Source organism: Pseudoalteromonas sp. SIMBA_162, from assembly GCF_046535955.1.
Lineage (GTDB): Bacteria > Pseudomonadota > Gammaproteobacteria > Enterobacterales > Alteromonadaceae > Pseudoalteromonas > Pseudoalteromonas marina.
This window is the reverse complement of the sequence record NZ_JAWJBQ010000226.1, coordinates 1-295: the sequence shown is the minus strand read 5'-3', so window position 1 is coordinate 295 and position 295 is coordinate 1. Positions and strand designations below refer to the sequence as shown.

General features: G+C 66.8%; 1 protein-coding gene. It reads left to right on the top strand.

What is annotated here, in order from left to right; genetic code table 11:
* On the top strand, positions 1-295 hold a 295-nt coding region (locus R0J88_RS19465; protein WP_410900791.1), incomplete at both ends, for a hypothetical protein.

The following is a 295-nucleotide window of genomic DNA, read 5'->3' as shown; positions in this document are numbered from 1 at the left end:
CGGATCAGTACCCGCTGATCGGCACCTTCCTGCGTACCCACGAATTCGCGCGTCCGAGCTGGCTTGCCGGGTCCAGCATGGTCTGGGCAGGCGAGTCGATCGACGTGGCCAGCCTGGAAGTGCCGGCGGCCTGGGACGATGTGCCGCTGACGCTGGTGTCGCTGGGAGAGGGTGGTGAGTATGAATTGCAGTACGACGGCGATGCGCTGGGCACCGGTGTGGTCGGCGAAGCCTCACGCTTCGATGGCCCGCTGGGCGAGGTGACGCTCAATGTCAGCGCACTGGACGCGGCCAG